The sequence below is a fragment of the Streptomyces sp. NPDC006743 genome, assembly GCF_040703815.1.
Classification (GTDB): Bacteria; Actinomycetota; Actinomycetes; order Streptomycetales; family Streptomycetaceae; genus Streptomyces.
Map to the genome: position 1 here is coordinate 341,741 of NZ_JBEYJA010000001.1, position 14,651 is coordinate 356,391.

The following is a 14,651-nucleotide window of genomic DNA, read 5'->3' on the forward strand; positions in this document are numbered from 1 at the left end:
GACGCGCATGCACGAAACACGGACACCCGACACACAGCCTCCGGCCGGGACACGGACACCCGGGGAGCGGCGTACGGACGGGACACGGACGCACGACGCGCCCGCGAACGCGATGCACATCATCCACTTCGCCTTCGAGTGCGGCGGGTTCGACAACCGGCTCATGCGGGGCGGGCTGTCGCCGCTGGTGTGGAACCTCTCGCGCGAGTACGCGGCGCGCGGCCACCGGGTCTCGCTGGTCACACCCGCCCACGGGCTGCTCGGCGCGCTGCGCCGCGACCACGCGATCGAGGAACTCGACTACGTCCACGAGCACCGGGTGCCGCTCGTCCTGGACCCCAAGGTGTGGCCGGACCACCCGCCGGAGATCACCCTGGAGCTGACCACGCGGGCGCACCGGCTGCGGCTGGAGGGCGTGGACGTCTACTTCCTCTCCGACGCCTTCCTGGACCTGCTGCCGGACCGGCTGTACCCGCCGCCGGGCACCGAGGGCCGGGACCTGGCCCACTTCAAGTCGCTGGTCTTCCAGGTGGCCGGGGCCCACTTCATCCGCCGCCACCTCGGCGGCGGCCCGGCGGTGGTGCACGGTTTCGAGCCGTACTACCACTACCTGCTGCCGCCGCTGTTCGCCGAGGACCCGCTGCTGCGCACGGTGAGCACGGTCGCGGCGAACGCGCCGGTGACGCAGAAGGTGTACCGGCCGCAGGTGGAGCGGCTGCTCGCGCTGTTCGGCGTGGCCGCGGACCTGGACGCGCCGGACGCGCGGCCGCCCGCCGAGGACAGTGCGCAGGCGACGATGGCGCGGGCCCTGGCCGGGACCCGGATGCACGTCGAGTACGGCCCCGACCACGTCTCCTTCCTGCCGCTGATCATGGCCCACGCCGATCTGGTCGACTTCGTCTCGCCGGGCCAGCGCGACCACTGCGCCACCTTCCGCGACACGCCCTTCGGGAGCCTGTTCGCGACGCTGCCGCTGGCGCGGATGGTGCGCGAGCGGGCGGACAAGCTGCTCATGGGGGGCTGCGGAATATCCGACAGCTGGCTGGCCCGCGACCCGGGCGCCGTCGACCGGGCGGCCGTCCTGCGCTCGCTGGGCCTCGACCCGGCGCGCCCGGTCTTCTACCACGCCGCCCGGTACGCGGTGCACCACAAGGGCCAGCTGGAGCTGATGCGCGCGGTCGAGGAGGTCCTGGCGGCCGATCCGGAGGTGAGCTTCGTGCTGCGGTTCGCCACCGGCGGGGGCGGGGCGGCGGCGCCCGGTCCGGCCAACGCCCGCTTCCAGGCCGTCGCCGACCGGTATCCGGACCGGGTCCACCTGGACTGGCGGCTGGCCGGCGAGGACACCCTGTTCGAGCAGGCCGCCTGCGCGGACTTCTGCGTGTTCCCCTCCAAGTACGAACTCGACGGGTTCCTCATCGCCCAGGCCGAGGCCATGGCGTGCGGGGCGGTGCCGCTGGCCACCGCGCAGACCGTCACCGCCCACTTCGGGCACGCCCTGCCGCCCGGGGACCCGGCGTCGACGGGGTTCGCGCTGCCGGGCTCCTTCCGCGACGACGACCCGGCGCTGGCCGGCGCGCTCACCGCGCGCATACGCGAGGCCGCCGCGCTGTGGCGCACGGACCGCGACGCGTACGCCCGCCTGTCCCAGCGGGCCCGCGCCACCGCGCGGTCCTTCACCTGGCGGCACAGCGCCGACCTGCGGCTGGCGGCCTTCGCCGACCTGCTGGGCGGCCGCCGCAGGCCGTACCCGGTCCAGGACGCCGTACGGTACGGCTGGTTCGACGCGCTGCCCGCCACCGCCTGGACGGAGCACCGGGCACTGGTGGCCCGGTCGGCGGCGGCGCTCGGCGACGTGGACGCGTACGGGCGGTGCGCGCCGCTCGACGAGACGGCCTGCGAGCGGCTGTTCGCCGCCGCGTACGCGCGGGCGGACTTCGTCCGGTGCGCGCGGGTGGCGCGGGCGGCGGGCCGTGCGGACTGGGCGGCGCGGCTGCGCGGACGGTGCCGGACACGGCAGGACGCTGCGGGCCGCTGGCACGTCACGTACACGCACCCGGGCGCGCGCCACGTCGACGTGGCGGTCACCGGCACGGCGCGGGCCTCGGATCTGGAGTCCCGCGCCGAGGCCGCCGCCTCCGACGAGGCGGTGCCCGCGGGCAGCGGCGTCGTCCTGGCCCCGCTGGCCCCGGCCGGCGACGGTGTCTTCCGGGGCACCCTGGACGGGCCGCCCGTCGGCCGGCACCTGCTCGTCATGCTCACCCTCGCCTCGGGCCGGGTCACCTGGGACAGCATCGAGGTGGCCGCCACGGCCGGCGGACCGGAGGACACCGCCGAGGTGAACTCCGAGAGTTCCGAGGGGTCCACGGTCTTTGAGGACTCCGAAGGCACGGCCTCCGAGGGTTCCGAAGGCGCCACGGCCTCCGAGGGCTCCGAGGCGGCCGTCCGGGTGACCGCGCCCGTCGGCGGGCCGGCCGGCACGGCCCGGCCGGCGTTCCGGCTCGTGGCCACCGACCTCGACGGCACGCTGCTGCGCGACGACCTCACGGTGTCCGCGCGGACGCTGCGCGCCCTGGCGCGCGTGCGGGAGACGGGGGCGCGGCACCTGGTGGTCACCGGCAGGCCCGCCACGGCCTGCAAGCAGTACCTGGCGGCGCTCGGCTACCGCGGCCTCGCCGTGTGCGGGCAGGGCGCGCAGCTCTACGACGCCGGTGCCGACCGGCTGCTGACCTCGGCCTCGCTCGACCTGGACCTGGCACGCAGTGTGGTCGAGCGGGTGGAGGCCGCGCTCGGGACGCTGGAGCTGGGCGTGGTGACGGCCCCGCCGGAGAGCCGGTTCAAGGTGACCCCGCGGTTCGGGGAACGGGTGCGGCACGGCTGGGACGTGACCACCGACCGCGGGCTGCTGTGGACCGATCCGATCGACAAGCTGGTCCTGCACCATCCGGGCGTCCCGGAGGACGAACTGGAGTCCGAGGCCCGGCGGTTGTGCGGGGACGAGGTCACCGTGGTGCACTCGGTGCGCGGCATGGTGGAGGTGCTGCCGCCGGGCACCACCAAGGGCGCCGGGGTGGCGCGGGCGGCGGAGCTGCTGGGGCTCACCGCCGCCGAGACGGTCGCCTTCGGGGACATGCCCAACGACATCCCCCTGCTGGCCTGGGCCGGGCACGGGGTGGCCGTGGGCAACGCCCACCCGGCCCTGCGGGCGATGGCCGACGAGATCGCCCCGGCCAACGACGAGGACGGCGTCGCCGTCGTCCTGGAACGCCTCTTCGGCACGGCGGAGGAGGCCGGTGACGTCGGTGAAACCGCTGACGTTCGTGAGACCCGTGACACGGGGCCGACCGGTGGCCTCCGTGGCTCCAGTGACGTCGGGTCGTCCGGTGACTTCCGTGACTCCCATGACATCGGGTCGAACGGTGACCTCCGTGACTCCCGTGACGTCGGGTCGACCGGTGACGTCGGTGCGACCGGCGGGGCCGGCGAGGCGCCGCGGTCGCGCCCGCGCCCGGTGCCGGAGCGTGGCGCATGAGTGAGGCCCTGCGCGAACTGGCCCGTGCCCACGGGATCTCCACCGCGTACACCACCGACCGGGGCCTGCAGGTCGCCGTCTCGCCGGACACGCTGGTGGCCGTGCTCGCCGCCTGCGGGGTGGACGCCTCGACGGACTCGGCGGCCGGTGCCGCGCTGGCCGCCCACCGCTCCCGTGCCGCGGCCCGGCTGCTGCCCGACTGCGTCGTGCTGCGCGGCCCGGACGCGGCCCGGCCCGCGCTGCCCGACGGGGCGGTGGCCGAGGTGGAGCTGGAGGACGGCGGCGGCCGGGCCGCCCTGTCCGGCCCGCTGCCGATCGGCCGGCACACCCTGCGGGTGAGCGCACGCGGACGCGAGGCGTCGGCGCCGCTGCTGGTCGTACCGGAACGGCTGCCCGTGCCCGAGGGCCGCCACTGGGGGTTCCTCGTCCAGTTGTACTCGGTGCTCTCGCGCCGCTCCTGGGGCATGGGCGACCTCGGTGACCTCGCGGAACTGGCGTCCTGGTCGGGCCGGTCCCTGGGCGCGGACTTCGTCCAGCTCGGCCCGCTGCACGCCGTCGAGCCCGGACCGCTGCCCGACCCGTCGCCCTACCGTCCCGGCACCCGCCGCTTCCCCGACCCGATGCACGTACGGGTGGAGGCGGTGCCGGAGTACGCGTACCTCACCGGCGAGGCCCGCCACCGCGCCGAGCGGTGCGCCCAGGGGGCGCGGGCGCTGAACGAGGCCGTGCTGCGCGGTGACGCGCTCATCGACCGGGAGAGCGTGCGGTCGCTCAAGCACGAGGCGCTGCGCGCGGTGCACGAGGTGCCGCTGACGCCCGGCCGGGCCGCCGCGTTCGCCGCCTTCACCGCGCGCGAGGGCAGTGACCTGACGGACTTCGCCACCTGGTGCGCGCTGGCCCAGGTGCACGGCGGTGCCTGGCGGTCCTGGCCGGCCGAGCTGCGTCACCCGCGCTCGCCCGCCGTGGCCCGCGCCCGCGAGGAACTGGCCGCCGAGGTGGACTTCCACCGCTGGCTGGCGTGGATCACGGACGAGCAGCTCGCCGCCGCGCAGAGCGCGGCGACCGGCGCGGGCATGGGCATCGGGCTCATCCACGACCTCGCGGTCGGGGTGGCCCCGCAGGGCGCCGACACCTGGGCGCTGGCCGACTGCCTGGCCGCCGGGATGAGCGTCGGCGCGCCGCCGGACGACTTCAACCCGCACGGCCAGGACTGGGGGCAGCCGCCGTGGCGCCCCGACGGGCTCGCGGCGACCGGCTGGCTGCCGGCCGCGCGGCTGCTGCGCGCGGGCCTGCGGCACGCGGGCGCGCTGCGCATCGACCATGTGATGGGCCTGTTCCGGCTGTGGTGGGTGCCCGAGGGCCGCCCGCCGTCGCAGGGCACGTACGTCCGCTACGACGCGGAGGCGATGCTGGGCACGGTCATGCTGGAGGCGCACCGGGCCGGGGCCTCGGTGATCGGCGAGGACCTGGGCACCGTGGAGGCCGGCGTACGGGAGTTCCTGCACGCGCGCGGCGTCCTCGGCACGTCCGTGCAGCGGTTCGAGTACCTCGGGGGTTCCGAGGGCCGGCACGGACCGCTGCCGCCCGAGCGGTGGCGCGCCGACTGCCTGGCCACGCTCACCACGCACGACCTGCCCACCACGGCTGCCTGGCTGAGCGGCGAGCACGTCGAACTCCGCTCCCGGCTGGGCCTGCTGACCCGCCCGGAGGCCGAGGAGAAGGCCGAGGCCGCCGCCGAGCGCGACGGCTGGCTGGCGGAGCTGGAGCGGCTCGGGCTGCTGCCGGACCCGGAGGGCGACGTCGTCGCGCTCCACCGGTTCCTGTGCCGCACCCCGGCCCGGCTGCTCGGCGTGTGGCTGCCGGACGCCACCGGTGACCTGCGCCCGCAGAACATCCCCGGCACGTCGTCGGTGCACCCCAACTGGCGGCTGCCCGTCAGCGACGGCCGGGGCCGCCCGGTCCCGCTGGAGGAGCTTCCCGGCCGGCCCCTCGTACCGGCCCTGACCCGGGTGTTCGCGGCCCTCGGTCAGCGTGGCGCGGAATCCCGCGAGACCTGTGAACCCAGTAATACGTGTGAGAAGACCGAGGAAGACTGAGGAGACAGATGTCAGGCCAGGTTCTTGACCGGGTCGGCCAGCCGCTCGCGGGGGTCCGCGAGGACGCCGGCGGCTTCGATCTGAGGGCACCGGACGGCACCCGTTACCGGGTCGACCTCTCCGGTGGAGTGCTCGATGCGGACAACACCCTGCTCGCCGACGCCGTCGACGGCCGCCGTGTGGTGGCCTACGTCAGCCCGGCCGTCGAGCGGCTCTACGGCGCCCGGATACGCGCCTACCTGGACCGCCATGTGCGGCCGGGCCAGTGGAGCCTGCACGTCCTGCCCACCGGCGAGCACCGCAAGACGCTCGCCTCGGTGGAGCACGTGTGTGCCGTCGCCAAGGCGGACGGCCTGGACCGGCACGGGGTGATGCTCGCGGTCGGCGGCGGCATCGTCGCGGACGTCGTCGGTTTCGCCGCGTCCATCTACGCGCGCGGGATCCGCTACATCAAGGTCAACACCACCCTCGTCGGCCAGGTCGACGTGGGCGTGGGCGTGAAGACCGGTGTCAACGCGCTGCACACGAAGAACATGTTCGGCGCCTACCACCCGGCGCACGCCTCCCTGAACGACCCCGCCTTCCTTGCGACGCTGCCGTCCCGGGAGATCCGCTGCGGCCTCGCGGAGATCGTGAAGATGGCCGTGATCCTCGACGAGGACCTGTTCCGGACGCTGGAGCGGCACCCGGACGTGTTCCGCGGGCCGGCCGGCGAAAGCGGCGCGGACCGTCCGCACGGCGAGCTGGAGGAGTACGTCCTGCGCACGTCGATGCGGCTGATGATGGAGGAGCTGTGCCCGAACCTGCGCGAGCACGACCTCGCCCGGCTCGTCGACTTCGGCCACACCTTCAGCCCCGTCGTGGAGACGGCGGGCGAGCACCGGCTCCGCCACGGTGAGGCCGTCGCCGTCGACATGGCGCTGTCGGCGCACGTGGCGAGGCTGCTGGGCCTCGCGGACGAGGAGACCTGCGAGCGGATCGTCCGGCTGCTGCGCGCGATCGGGCTGCCGGTGTTCGACCCGGAGACGTGCACGCCGGAGCTGATGACGCAGGCGCTGCGGGCGTCCTGGCAGCGGCGGGGCCGCAAGCTGCAGCTGGTGGTGCCGACCGGGATCGGCAAGGCCGCGTTCGTGGAGGAACTGGAGGACGTGCCCGGGGACGTGCTGGTGGCCGCGCTCGGTGCGCTGGCCGAGGACGCGGGCACGCCGGACACCGGGCGCGGGGGCGCGGGAGCGGAGCGGCGTGATGCCTGACGAGGACCTGGTCAATCTGCGGGAGCTGCTGAGGGGCAAGGAGCGTGACCACGACGGCGTCGGCACGATCCTCGCCCACCGCCTCTTCGCGCGCCGGCCCGGCTCGCCCGGCGCGGAGTTCGTCGACCTCGCGGTGCTGCCGCCGGGCACCTCGATCGGCCGGCACCGGCACGGCGCCGACCGGGAGACGTACGTGGTGCTCGACGGCGGCGGGCTGATGTACCGGGACGGCAGGGAGTTCCGGGTGGGCCCCGGCGACGTGGTCGTCAACGAGCCGTACGGCGAGCACGGCCTGCGCAACGACTCCGCCCACGAGGACCTGCGGCTGCTCGTCTTCGAGGTGGCGGTGCGCGAGGAACGGGGCGCCGGGCCCGGCGGGGCGGCGCACGGGGAAGGGGCGGACGGTGTCCATGACGCGTGACGAGGGCACCTTCACCGTGCTCGACGTGGGCGGCACGACGCTGCGGATCGGCGCCTACGACCCGGCGACGGGCGCGCTGTCCCGGGTGCGCCGGATGCCCGTCGAGGGCATGCACCGCGACCCCGGCGCGCCCGTGCCGGTGCTCCAGCGGCGGGTGGTGGACCAGATCGTGCGGGAGGTCGGCGCACACACCGGCGGGCGCGTCCCCCGGGCGCTCGGGGTGGCCTTCGCCGGTCCCATCACGGCGGGCGGCCTCGTCGTGGCCGCCCCGACGGTGTGGGGCAGGCGCGGCGACCCGCTGCCCCTGGGCGACCTGCTCACCGAACGGACCGGGGCACCGGCGGTCGTCGTCAACGACCTGACGGCGGCGGCCTGGCGGTACGCGGCCACCGAACCGAGCGACTTCTGCCTGCTGACCGTCAGTTCGGGCATCGGCAACAAGGTGTTCCGCGGCGGTGAGGTCCTCGTCGACGCCGACGGCCACGGCGGGGAGCTGGGCCACTGGGTGTGCGACGTCTCCGCGGACGCGCCGCCGTGCGACTGCGGGGGGCGCGGCCACCTCGGCGCGATCGCCTCGGGCCGGGGCGTGCTGGCCGCCACGCGGCGGGCCGCCGCCGCCGATCCGGCCGGTTTCGGCCGCTCGCGGCTCGCCGCGCTGTGCGGCGGCCGGGCCGAGGACATCGACAACCGGGCGACGGCCCGCGCGGTCCGCGAGGGCGACGCCTTCGCCACCGAGGTGCTGCGCGGCACCCTCACCCACCTCGCCCAGGCGGTCTCGGCGGTGTTCACGTCGGTCGGGGTGTGCCGCTACATCCTGATGGGCGGCTTCGCGCTGGCCGTCGGCGAGCCCTACCGGCGGCTCCTGGTGGGCGAGTTGACCCGGCTCGGCTGCTTCGGCCTGGACGCGGGCCAGGTCGACGCGATGGTCTCCCTGGGAGTGGCCGACGACGACCACGGGCTGATCGGCGCGGGCCGCCTGCTGACCGAGCGCACACCGGTCCCCACCTCGCAGGGGGCACCGTGAACGGCCTCGCGGGGGGCGCGTCCGACGACCGCCTGGCGCGGGGCACCGCGGGCATCACCGGCCCGGGCACCGCGGGCATCCCCGGCCCGGGCACCGCGGGCGTCCGCGCGCCGGGTGCCGCGGGCGCGGCGCGCACGCTCGTGGTGGGCAGCGGGCTGATCGGCTCCGCCCTCGCCCGTCGGCTGGTCCCGTCCGGGGAGGCGGTGACGCTCGCCTCGCGTCGCCGTCCCGTCCCGGCCCCGGAGTCGTACGGGGCGCGCTGGGAGGCGCTGGACGCCACCGACCGGCGGTCCTGCGAACGGCTCCTGGCCCGGGTCCGCCCCGACCGCGTGGTCCTGGTGCACGGCCCCTCCGACGCCACCTGGTGCGAGGAACACCCCGAGCAGGCGCGGGCGGCGCACGTCGCCGTGGCGGAGAACTTCGCCGCCCTGGCCCGGGACGCGCGGATCGTGCTGATCTCCACCGACAACGTCTTCGACGGCACCTCGGCGCACAACACCGAGAGCACGCCCGTGAGCCCGGCCAACGCCTACGGCCGGGCCAAGCTCGCGACCGAACAGGCACTGCTGTCCGCGTCCCCGGGCGCCGTCGCGCTGCGCGTCAGCCTGGTCTACGGTCACGAGGGCGCAGACGCGGGCAAGTGGCTCAACTTCTTCGCCGTCTGCGCCCACCGGCTGCTGCGCGGCGAGCGCGTGGAGGCCCCCGACGACCACTGGACGACACCGGTGGTCCTGCCCGACGTGGCCGAGGTGACGGCGGCCCTGCTGCGCACCGCGGACCCGCTGCCCGCGGTGCTGCACCTGGGCGGCCCGGACCGGGTCACCCGCGCTCAGTGGGCGACGGTGATCGCCGGGGCCCTGGGAGCACCGGCCGGTCTGGTCGTCCCGGTGCCCCGGGCCCGTACGCGCTACGCCTCCCGCCCGGCGAACGCCTGCCTCACCAGTGAGGTGCTGCCCGCCCTCCCGGCCACGGAGAAGATCACCCTGCGGGGCGTGGCGGAGGGGGCCCGGCTGCTGGCGCCCGCGTTCACCGGCAGCGGCGCGGACGGGGACACCCAGCCGAAAGACACGGGCACGGGCACGGACGCGGACGCGGGCACGGCCCCTGTGCGGTCGTAGCACCCGGTCCCCGTCCGGCCGCAGGGCGCCTGCGGTCACCACACGGCCGCAGCGCGCCCCGGGCCACTGCGCAGCAGCACGCGCCCCGGGCCGCCGCGCAGCAGCAGCGCGCCCGTGGCCCGTGCGGCCCTGACGTGCCCGTGGTCCGTGCGGCCACGGCGCGTCCGTGGCGGCCCGGCGGGCGGGACGGGCCGGCCGGTCCTCCGACCGGCCCGTCCCGCCCGACCGCCGACCCGCCGGCCCGTCCCGCCCGCCGCTCACCCCGCCCTCCCTCCAGCCCTTCACCCCGCCGTTCACCCGGCGACGACACCTCATGGGAGCAGCCATGGCAAGCTCATCGATCCCCTCCGGCCACGACGTCGTCATCCTCGGCGGCGGTGTCGCGGGCTGCGTGCTGGCGGCCCGGCTCAGCGAGGACCCCGGCCGCTCGGTCTGTCTCGTGGAGGCGGGCCCGGACTACGGTCCCCGGGAGCGGGACTGGCCGGAGAAGGTGCGCAACGCGCGCGCCCTGCCCCGCGACGACGTGTGGGAACGGCACACCGCGTTCTACCGCATCCGCGCCCGCGTACTGGGCGGCTCCTCGTGCATCAACGGCTGCTGGAACACCTGGGGTTCACCGGCCGACCACGCCGAGTGGGTCCGCGCGGGCGGCGAGCGCTGGTCGGCCCCGGCGATGGACCCGTACCGGCGCAGGGCGGTGGAGCGGATGGGGCTGCGCGCGGTCCCGGACCACGAACTGTCCCCGTGGAGCGAGGGGGCGCTCGACGCGGCCCGCCGGCTCGGTCACGCCGAGGTCGACATGGGCTCGGCCGAGGGCGGCCCCGGCCGGGGCCGGCCCCTGCTGAACGCCGTGGACGGCCTGCGCCGCAACGCGGCCTTCGCCTACCTTGACCCGGCGACGCGGGCCCGGACCAACCTGACGGTGCTCAGCGGCGCCCTGGTGGACCGGCTGACCGTGCGCGGCGGGCGCGTGCACGGCGTGCGGGTGCACACGGACGGCGGGCCCACGACGCTGACGGCCGGTACGTACGTCCTCACGGCCGGCACCTTCGGCTCACCCGCCGTGCTGCTGCGCAGCGGCCTCGGCCCGGCCGCGCACCTGGCGGAGAACGGCATCCGCTGCGAGGCGGACCTGCCCGGGGTCGGCGCGAACCTGTCCGACCAGCCCGGCGTGTTCCAGCCGCTGTCCCCGACGGCCGCGCTGAACGCGGCGCTGGCCGCCAAGGAGGCCGCCGGGGAACTCTACGTGAGCCGGATGCTGGTCAGGGCGGCGAGCGAACGCTGCCCCGACGGGGCGTGGGACCTGCACCTGCTCCCCACGGCGGGGCCGCCGCTGTTCGGGAAGCTGCCGCCGGGCGAGTACGAGGCCGGGGTGTCCGCCTTCCTCATGAAGCCGGTCTCCCGCGGCCGGGTCCGGCTGCGTTCGGCCGACCCCGCCGAACCGCCCGAGATCGACCCGGCGTTCCTGACCGACCCGGACGGCCACGACCTCGCCGTGCTCCGCTCGGGGCTGGAGAAGGCGGCGGAACTGGCCGCCGCCCTCGGTTCCCTGGCCGGGCCCCCCGACGGCGGCGTGCCGGTGCGTGAACTGTCCGACGCGGACCTGCGCGACCGGGTGGGCACCTACTGGCATCCGGTGGGGACCTGTGCCATGGGACCGCAGGACGACCCGCTCGCCGTGGTCGACGGCGAGGGCCGGGTGCGGGGCGTGGCGGACCTGCGGATCGCCGACGCCTCCGTGCTGCCGACGGTGCCCGCGGCGAACACGCAGCTGCCGGTGCTCGCCGCCGCCGAGATGCTCGCCGACGCCCTGCGCGCCTGACCGGCCCAGCGACCGCCGCACCCCCTCCACCCCCCACCCCCTCTCCCCTCCCCCTCCTCTCACCCTACGGAGACCGCCATGACCGCACCCCCCGACATCCGCGCGCACCGGCTGCTGTACGGCTGCATGGGCCTGGGCGGCGGCTGGGACACCCTGCCGTACACCGCCGAGGACGTGGGGCGGGCCGAGGCGGCCGTCGAAGCGGCCCTGGCCGCGGGCATCACGGCGTTCGACCACGCCGACATCTACCGGTTCGGCAAGTCGGAGGCCGTCTTCGGCGAGGTGCTCGCCCGCGCGCCGGGGCTGCGCGAGCGGATCACCGTGCAGACGAAGTGCGGTATCCGGCTGCCCGAGGGCGGCCGGGTGGGCCACTACGACCTGCGCGCCGCGAGCATCGTGCGCCGGGTGGAGGAGAGCCTGGCACGGCTGCGTACGGACACGGTGGACGTGCTGCTGCTGCACCGGCCCGACCCGCTCGCGGACCCCGACGAGATCGCCGGGGCCCTCACCTCCCTGCACTCCCAGGGCCTGGTACGGCAGTTCGGCGTGTCCAACATGAGCGGGCCGCAGATCGCCTCCCTCCAGGCCCGGCTGGAGGTGCCGCTGGTCGTCGACCAGCTGGAGATGAGCCTCGCCCACCGGGACTGGGTGGAGGCCGGGGTGCTCTTCAACACCCCGGCCGCGGCCGGGACCGGCTGGCCGCCGGGGACGCTCGAGCACTGCGCGGCGGCCGGCATCCGGCTCCAGGCGTGGGGCGCGCTGGCCCGGGGCCGGTTCACCGAGGGCGACGACACCCCGGCCGGCCGGCTCGTCGCCGACCTGGCCAGGAGCAAGGGGACGACACCGCAGACCGTCCTGCTGTGGTGGCTGCAGCGCCACCCGGCGGGCATCGCCCCGGTCGTCGGCACCACCCGCCCGGAGCGCATCCGCGCCTGCGCCGACGCGGTGAGCGGCGAGACGCGCCTCTCCCACGAGGAGTGGTACGAGCTGTGGGTGGCCGCCCGCGGCACCCCGCTGCCCTGAGAACCGCGGACAGAAGCGGGCCCGGCGGGCGGCGTGCCCCCTTTTGTCCGCAGCTCTGGGCCGCACGGGCCTCACCGCGACGGACGCGCCCCCGCCCGGCCGCCGCCTCCGCTCAGCTCTCCTCCCGCTCCACGGGCAGCCACAGTTCGGCGTCCGCCCCGCTCCCGCCCTCCTGCGGGCGGCTGCGCAGGATCTCGGGGCCGGGGCGGCCGCGGTACGGGTTGGAGGGGAACCACTGGGTGAACACGTCCCGCCACAGCGTCTGGATGGCCTCGGGTGCCGGGCCGGAGGTGGTGAACACCGCCCAGGTACCGGCCGGGACCGCCAGGGACGTCATGCCCTCGGGGACGGCGGCGGAGGTGATCGCCCCCTGGTAGTAGTCGAACTCGGTGCCCTCGGCGCGCGAGGGGTCGAGGCCGTCGCAGACGGCGACCACCCCGTGCGGTTCCTGGTCCGACAGCTTCTCCAGCCGCTCCAGGGCCGGCCGGCCCAGTCCGCGGATGAAGTCGATCATCGGCTGGTTCGGCCCCTGGTGCACCAGGGGCAGCCGGGCCTTGTACCCGACGACGGCGAAGTCCGGCCGGTCCACTACGCGATATCGCATGCTGCTGCTTCCTTCGACGGTGAGACGGAAGGACAGCCGGGGCTGGGAGACGAGTGCGGCACCCGTACGGCGGGCCTCGCCGGGCCCGACGCCGTGCATGGCGCGGAACGCCCGGGCGAACGCCTCTCCCGAGCCGTAGCCGTGGCGCACCGCGATGTCCAGCAGCGAGTCGCGTCCGGCGAGCACCTCGGCGCCCGCGACGGTGAGCCGTCTGCGCCGTACGTACTCCGACAGCGGTATGCCCGCGAGCGAGGAGAACATCCGGCGCAGGTGATACTCCGACGTGGTCGCGATCCGCGCCAGCGCGGCCACGTCGACGGCCTCCGACAGGTGGTCCTCGATGTGTTCCATGGCCTGGTTGAGCCGCTCCAGCACTCCCGGTCCCCTTCCTTCCTTTCCTGTGCCCACCACGCTAGGCGGCGGGCCCGGTGGCGGACCCGACATTCCGTGCCCGCGACGGTCGGGTGCGCCGGCGGCCGGCCCGCGCCCGATCAGGGCAGGTCACCGCGCCAGTCGAAGCGGCCGGGGTCGGCGGGGCGGGGCGCGTACACCGTCCGGCCGCCGGGGCCGTACCTGCCTATCTCCGTCGGCAGGACGACACTGTCCGCGCGGGTGTGCGCGGGCCGGTCGGTGACGTCCAGCAGCAGGCCGTCCAGCGGCCCGGCCACCAGTTGCGCGTAGCGGCGCCCGGGCCGGGGCGCCGCGTCCTCGTGGTCGGCGCCGTAGACCCGGCCCCGCATGAAGTCCTGCTCGTCCATACGCGACAGGGTCGCAGCCACCACTGACATCGGGGCCTGCCGGTGGACCGAAGGGGGCGTCGTGGTGAACCGCGGCGCGGGCGGTGGCCGTGTTGTACTCGGACGATTCCCGCACGTCGAGGCAAGGGAGTGGGACAGTGGCGGATCTCGCCGAGTCGGTCGAATCCATGGAGCAGCTCGCGGCCGTGTGGCGCATGATGGTGCTCGACCGCGATCCCGGGGCGGACGTACGCGACTTACCCGGTGTCGCCGTGCGCTGGGCGGACTGCCGGTTCGCCTTCTGGAACTGCGTCACGCTGACGGACGTCGGCGCGGACGCGGACCTCCTGGCCGAGCGGCTGGGCCGGGCGGCGGACGTCATGCGGGGCAAGGAGCACCCGGGCTTCCTGTGGGTCTTCGAGGACCTGCTCGACGAGGGGGCCCGTCAGGCGCTGCCGGCGGCGGCCGGGCGGGCGGGGCTCGCACCCGCCTTCCCCGGTACCGGGATGGCCGGGGACGTCCTCCCGCTGCCCGATCCGGTCCACCCCGACCTGACCTTCGCACGGGTGACCACGGACGACCAGCTCCGGGCGTACGCGGACCTCAACTCGCGTGCCTACGGCTTCCCGCTGGAGGACGGCCGCGACGGGCTCCTCGGCTCCACGCTGTGGAAGGACGACGCGTACGCGTACCTGGCGCTGCGCGACGGAGTGCCGGTGGCGTGCGCGGCGGCGCTGGAGGCCGACGGCCGGCTGTTCGTGGCGCTGGTCGCCACGGACCCCCACTGGCAGCGCCGCGGTTACGGCGAGGCGGTGACCCGCAAGGCGCTGCACGAGGGGGCGCGGGCCACCGGCCTGACCCGCGCCACCCTGCACGCGACGGCCGCCGGCGCGCCCGTCTACCCGCGCATCGGTTTCCGTGCGAACTCCCCGATGCACTTCTACGCGCTGAAGGCCTGACCCGGCACGGAGCGTGAGCGCGCGGCCCGCGCACGGAGCCCGGCCACGGGACCCCGGCACGCGCC

The 14,651-nt window shown here is 75.8% G+C and carries 11 protein-coding genes; 9 read left to right on the plus strand and 2 right to left on the minus strand.

Features of this window, described 5'->3' with window-relative positions; translation table 11 throughout:
• Positions 1-7: 7 nt before the first annotated feature.
• The 8 genes from ABZ719_RS01430 to ABZ719_RS01465 all read left to right on the plus strand — a co-directional run bounded on the left by ABZ719_RS01430 (position 8) and on the right by ABZ719_RS01465 (position 12,286).
• A complete protein-coding gene (locus tag ABZ719_RS01430) occupies positions 8-3,529 on the plus strand; it encodes a Cof-type HAD-IIB family hydrolase (protein ID WP_366723209.1) in 3,522 nt (1,173 codons plus the stop codon).
• Positions 3,526-5,625, plus strand: a complete 2,100-nt coding sequence (gene malQ, locus ABZ719_RS01435; RefSeq protein ID WP_366723210.1) for a 4-alpha-glucanotransferase — start codon at positions 3,526-3,528, stop codon at positions 5,623-5,625. Before ABZ719_RS01430 ends, malQ begins: the two co-directional genes overlap by 4 nt.
• 8 nt (positions 5,626-5,633) lie before the next feature.
• Positions 5,634-6,878 (plus strand): sedoheptulose 7-phosphate cyclase, encoded by a 1,245-nt coding sequence (locus tag ABZ719_RS01440; protein ID WP_366723211.1) that lies wholly within the window; start codon positions 5,634-5,636, stop codon positions 6,876-6,878.
• Positions 6,871-7,299, plus strand: coding sequence for a cupin domain-containing protein (locus ABZ719_RS01445; RefSeq protein WP_366723212.1), 429 nt, complete (start codon positions 6,871-6,873; stop codon positions 7,297-7,299). The genes ABZ719_RS01440 and ABZ719_RS01445 overlap by 8 nt, the downstream gene beginning before the upstream one ends.
• Positions 7,289-8,323 carry an ROK family protein gene (locus ABZ719_RS01450; RefSeq protein WP_366723240.1) on the plus strand — a complete coding sequence of 345 codons (1,035 nt, stop codon included), beginning with the start codon at positions 7,289-7,291 and terminating at the stop codon, positions 8,321-8,323. Before ABZ719_RS01445 ends, ABZ719_RS01450 begins: the two co-directional genes overlap by 11 nt.
• Entirely contained in the window at positions 8,320-9,441 is a 1,122-nt protein-coding gene (locus ABZ719_RS01455; RefSeq protein ID WP_366723213.1) for a sugar nucleotide-binding protein, read from the plus strand. Before ABZ719_RS01450 ends, ABZ719_RS01455 begins: the two co-directional genes overlap by 4 nt.
• A 325-nt stretch (positions 9,442-9,766) precedes the next feature.
• Positions 9,767-11,263, plus strand: coding sequence for a GMC oxidoreductase (locus ABZ719_RS01460; protein ID WP_366723214.1), 1,497 nt, complete (start codon positions 9,767-9,769; stop codon positions 11,261-11,263).
• Positions 11,264-11,341: 78 nt separating this feature from the next.
• Positions 11,342-12,286 carry an aldo/keto reductase gene (locus ABZ719_RS01465; protein ID WP_366723215.1) on the plus strand — a complete coding sequence of 315 codons (945 nt, stop codon included), beginning with the start codon at positions 11,342-11,344 and terminating at the stop codon, positions 12,284-12,286.
• 112 nt (positions 12,287-12,398) lie between these two features.
• Here the strand turns inward: ABZ719_RS01465 and ABZ719_RS01470 are convergent, their stop codons facing one another.
• Together ABZ719_RS01470 and ABZ719_RS01475 are read right to left on the minus strand one after the other, a co-directional pair.
• Positions 12,399-13,265, minus strand: a complete 867-nt coding sequence (locus ABZ719_RS01470; RefSeq protein ID WP_366723216.1) for an AraC family transcriptional regulator — start codon at positions 13,263-13,265, stop codon at positions 12,399-12,401.
• 116 nt (positions 13,266-13,381) lie between these two features.
• Positions 13,382-13,648 (minus strand): hypothetical protein, encoded by a 267-nt coding sequence (locus tag ABZ719_RS01475; RefSeq protein WP_366723217.1) that lies wholly within the window; start codon positions 13,646-13,648, stop codon positions 13,382-13,384.
• Between the two features lie 137 nt (positions 13,649-13,785).
• On the opposite strand from ABZ719_RS01475, the gene ABZ719_RS01480 reads away from it, so the two are divergent.
• The gene (locus ABZ719_RS01480; protein WP_366723218.1) at positions 13,786-14,586 is read left to right on the plus strand and encodes a GNAT family N-acetyltransferase; all 801 of its coding nucleotides are present in this window, start codon (positions 13,786-13,788) and stop codon (positions 14,584-14,586) included.
• Positions 14,587-14,651 lie beyond the last annotated feature (65 nt).

What these genes read in the sequence shown, in the direction of transcription:
- ABZ719_RS01475 (WP_366723217.1), bottom strand. Translation starts at nt 13,648, where the DNA reads ATGGACGAGCAGGACTTCATGCGGGGCCGGGTCTACGGCGCCGACCAC.
- ABZ719_RS01440 (WP_366723211.1), top strand. Translation starts at nt 5,634, where the DNA reads ATGTCAGGCCAGGTTCTTGACCGGGTCGGCCAGCCGCTCGCGGGGGTC.
- malQ (WP_366723210.1), top strand. Translation starts at nt 3,526, where the DNA reads ATGAGTGAGGCCCTGCGCGAACTGGCCCGTGCCCACGGGATCTCCACC.
- ABZ719_RS01430 (WP_366723209.1), top strand. Translation starts at nt 8, where the DNA reads ATGCACGAAACACGGACACCCGACACACAGCCTCCGGCCGGGACACGG.
- ABZ719_RS01450 (WP_366723240.1), top strand. Translation starts at nt 7,289, where the DNA reads ATGACGCGTGACGAGGGCACCTTCACCGTGCTCGACGTGGGCGGCACG.
- ABZ719_RS01465 (WP_366723215.1), top strand. Translation starts at nt 11,342, where the DNA reads ATGACCGCACCCCCCGACATCCGCGCGCACCGGCTGCTGTACGGCTGC.
- ABZ719_RS01460 (WP_366723214.1), top strand. Translation starts at nt 9,767, where the DNA reads ATGGCAAGCTCATCGATCCCCTCCGGCCACGACGTCGTCATCCTCGGC.
- ABZ719_RS01445 (WP_366723212.1), top strand. Translation starts at nt 6,871, where the DNA reads ATGCCTGACGAGGACCTGGTCAATCTGCGGGAGCTGCTGAGGGGCAAG.